The sequence below is a fragment of the Falsochrobactrum ovis genome, from assembly GCF_003259955.1.
In the GTDB taxonomy this organism is placed as follows: Bacteria; Pseudomonadota; Alphaproteobacteria; order Rhizobiales; family Rhizobiaceae; genus Brucella; species Brucella ovis_A.
Genome location: NZ_QLMK01000033.1, coordinates 1 through 3,896 on the forward strand (window position 1 = coordinate 1; position 3,896 = coordinate 3,896).

Here is a 3,896-nt window from a genome sequence, read left to right on the forward strand (position 1 = left end):
TGCGGTTAACGAAGATGATCCCGCTCAGAACGCGCCGATCATCAACGCGCTGGCGACCATGGCTCTTGGGGAAATAAGGACGAAGACGAGCCATTGGCTCGTCCGTCAGCCAAAATAAATTGCTCATGATTCAGGCTCCTGCACTGCCCTCTGAATCATAGACATCACGTCAAATCAATGGGTCCTGAACCTAGATTTCATTACTTCTACCTCGGAAAATCAGCGCGGAAACCGCTGACTTTCTTCCAGCACATTCAGGTCCATATGATTGCGCATATAACGTTCGGATGCTTTCTGGAGCGGCTGGTAATCCCACGGATAATAGGCCCCATTGCGAAGCGCCGAATAGACAATATGCCTGCGGGCTTGGCTCGAGCGTACATCCTGATCGAAGCGATCCAGATCCCACCTTTCGAGCGAAAGCTGCGAAAGCCGCTTAAAAACATCGCTGTATTGATGTTGATTTGCCAGATTATGCAACTCGTTGGGGTCCTGCGCCAAATTGAAAAGTTGCGGCGGGTCGGCACGGCAAAGATTGAGCTTCCAATCGCCTTCGCGAAGGGAAACCATCGGAGCAATCGTGCCTTCTGCCGCGTATTCGACGGGTACTGCTTCCCGCAGCTTATGGCCTGCCGCCACCCCGACGAGTGAGGTTCCATCCGTCCATGGCTCAATTTCACGCAGATCAATATTGGCAAGATCCGCGAGCGTTGGCACTACATCGAGAGTTGAAACCGGTTGCGTGATGCGGCCGGGGGTAACTTCCGGTGCCGCAATCATCAACGGAACACGCGCCGATCCTTCGAAGAAGCTCATCTTGAACCACATGCCGCGCTCACCCAGCATATCGCCGTGGTCAGATGTGAAAATTACCACGGTATTCTCAGCCATTCCACAGCGATCAAGGATGCCGAGGAGATTGCCGATCTTCTCATCCACATAGGAAATATTGGCAAAATATGCCTGACGTGCCGTCCTGATCTGTGCGCGGGTCAGCGTATAATCTTCCGCTTTGGCCGCCCTCAGCAACCTCTCGCTATGGGGATCGAGCTGTTCTGGCGGCAGGGACCCGACGCCTAGATCGAGCTCCGCAATATCCTGATAAAGATCAAAAAATCGCTTGCGTGCAACATAGGGATCGTGCGGATGGGTAAAGCTGACAGTCAGGCACCATGGGCGGCTGTCATGTCCACGGGCGAGGTCATAGAGTTTAGCTTCCGCGTGATAGGCGACTTCGTCGTCATATTCGAGCTGATTGGTGATTTCGGCAGAACCGGCCTGCGTGACAGAGCCCAGATTGTGATACCACCAGTCAATGCGCTCACCGGGTTTGCGATAATCCGGAGTCCAGCCGAAATCGGCCGGATAAATATCGGTGGTCAGGCGTTGCTCAAAACCATGCAACTGATCAGGACCGACAAAATGCATTTTACCGCTCAGACTGGTTTGATAACCGGCATTGCGTAAGTGATGCGCATAGGTGGGAATCTCCGACGAGAACTCTGCGGCATTGTCATAGACTCGCGTGCGGGAAGGCAGTTGCCCTGACATAAAGGAAGCGCGCGCCGGCGCACAGAGGGGGCTGGCCGTATAACAATTGGCAAAACGTGCGGACCGTGCTGCAAGCTTTTTAAGGTTCGGTGCATGCAGAAACTCAGCCGGTCCGTCCGGAAACAGCGTGCCATTGAGCTGATCAACCATCAAAATTAGAATATTTGGCTTGTCCATTGATAAATTCCGACAATTGAAAACGCGAAAACAGGCGGATGAACCGCCCATATTTTATCATTTCAGGGTCTTTGCGAATGGGTGTCAAAGGCCGAGATGCTTTTTCACAGCAGCAGGGCCCGGTTCACCGCTCAGGGTCGTCACGTTCTCCAGCCATGTGTCGATCTGTCCGGGATTGTCCTTGAGCCATGCTCTAGCCGCTGCCTGCCCATCGGCACCTTCATTAAGAATCTTGTCCATCAGCTCATTTTCCATATCGACAGTGAAGACCAGATTCTTGAAGAAACCGGCGGCATTGGGGCAGTTCTCCGCCCAGCCGGTTCGTGCCAGCGTGTTGACTTCCGCACCGCCATAATTGGGGCCGAAGTAATCATCTCCGCCGGAAAGATATTCAATTTCTAGTTTCGTATTCATCGGATGCGGAGCCCAGGCCAGGAACAGCACCCAATCCTTGACCCGGTTCTTGCGGTCGACCTGCGCCAGCATGGCCTGCTCACTCGATTCCACGATTTTCCAGCCATCGAGCTTGAATTTCTCATTATCGATAATGCGCTGAATATTCTGATTAGCTGGGGAACCGGGGTCGATTCCATAAATTTCCTTGCCGAATTTATCTGCGTGAGCAGCAACATCCGCAATGTCCTTGACGCCTTCGCGCGCGACATAAGCAGGAACGGCCAGAGTGAATTTGGCACCTTCAAGGTTCTTTACGAGGATTTCTGCCGCATTATTCTTGTCGAGATCATCGCGAAATTTTTGCTGCGCGGGCATCCAATTGCCAAGGAAGACGTCGATATCGCCATTTTTCAGCGCCTCATAGCCGATAGGGACCGACATGGTTTTCACGTCAGCCTTATAGCCAAGCCCCTCCAGTAACACACTGGCAATACCGTTGGTCGAGGTAATGTCGGTCCAGCCCGGATCGGATAGCCGGATCGTTTCGCATGCAGCGGGATCCGCTGCCAGTGCGGTCGACGATAGAGCTGCGTAAACTATAAGGGCCAGTCCTGCCTGTTTGAAATGACGCATGCTTGTTCCCTCCGTTGGCATTCGATGTGTCCGATCGAAAACTATTATGACTTTGCTTCGATGGCTTTTAGCAAAACAGCTTTTGGTTTAAAGAAAAAGACCTTCAATTTTTATTGAACCCATAAAGGCTATTTATGATTTCTTCGTCGTGGAACTTAACCAGCCTGTCTATTTTCGAAGCAGTTGGACGGTTGGAAAATCTGACCCTTGCCGCGCGGGAATTGGGAATGACCCAACCGGCAGTCAGTTATCAAATAAAACGCATGGAAGAAGGTTTGGGCATTATTCTTTTTGCAAGACGCGGTCGCGGAGTGGAAATTCTGCCGGAAGGGCGCATATTATATGAGGCAGTGCGAGCGGGCCTTGTTGGTATTGATGAAGCGATTCAACAGATCGAGCGGCAGCGGCGCCGACCAAGTTTGCGCATTTCGACCGACTACGGCTTCGCTGCCTTTTGGCTCATGCCGCGCGTGGGCCGTTTCCGCTCCAGATACCCTGAAATGGATGTCCGCATCACCGCTTCCTCCATGATCGAACCGCTGGCGCAGAAAGAGGCGGATATTTCCATTCTCTTTGGCGCCCGCGAAGATTTTGGAAAAGGGGCTGTTGTTCCCTTTCTGGGCGAAAGCGTCGTCCCGGTCTGTTCTCCCGCTTTCCTCGAAAGACATGGACCTTTTCCGCAAGGCAAGGGACTCGGTACCGCTTCATTGTTGCATCTCGACAGCTTTCAAGGTAACCGTTGGTACACTTGGCATGACTTGCTGGATTCAATCGGGGACGAGCTTGCCGAAAACAATCGTGGGGTTGTTTTCAATACCTATAATCTGGTTATTGAAGCCGCGATCGCGCATCAGGGGATTGCGCTTGGATGGGACGGCTTGGTGGATATAGCTATCCGCCGTGGCCAGCTTGTGGAAGCCTGCGACGTGAAAATCGCAAGCGATAAAGGCTATTGGCTACGCTTTAATCCCGAAATTTCCGAAGCCTCACAAACACTGGCCATGGAATTGATTGGCATGGAGCCATCCCTTTAACCTCGATCAAGGTGTTGTCACGTTAAGTTTCTCTGACCGGAAAGGCCCGTGGCTCGTAGATATTCAGGCGAAACAGGCCGCAATTTTCCATGCATCGAAAGCTTC

General features: G+C 52.3%; 3 protein-coding genes and 1 pseudogene. 1 reads left to right on the forward strand and 3 read right to left on the reverse strand.

The window, feature by feature from the left end; all coding sequences use genetic code 11:
- The 3 genes and pseudogenes from C7374_RS15705 to choX all read right to left on the reverse strand — a co-directional run.
- A pseudogene (locus C7374_RS15705) lies at positions 1 to 127 on the reverse strand (IS5/IS1182 family transposase); the annotation flags it as partial.
- Positions 128 to 219: 92 nt separating this feature from the next.
- Positions 220 to 1,728, reverse strand: coding sequence for a choline-sulfatase (betC, locus tag C7374_RS15710; protein WP_111576534.1), 1,509 nt, complete (start codon positions 1,726 to 1,728; stop codon positions 220 to 222).
- Positions 1,729 to 1,812: 84 nt separating this feature from the next.
- Entirely contained in the window at positions 1,813 to 2,757 is a 945-nt protein-coding gene (gene choX / locus C7374_RS15715) for a choline ABC transporter substrate-binding protein (RefSeq protein ID WP_111576535.1), read from the reverse strand.
- Positions 2,758 to 2,891: 134 nt separating this feature from the next.
- On the opposite strand from choX, the gene C7374_RS15720 reads away from it, so the two are divergent.
- Complete coding sequence (locus C7374_RS15720; protein ID WP_111576536.1) at positions 2,892 to 3,791, forward strand: LysR substrate-binding domain-containing protein; 900 nt, start codon at positions 2,892 to 2,894, stop codon at positions 3,789 to 3,791.
- The last annotated feature ends 105 nt before the right edge of the window (positions 3,792 to 3,896 follow it).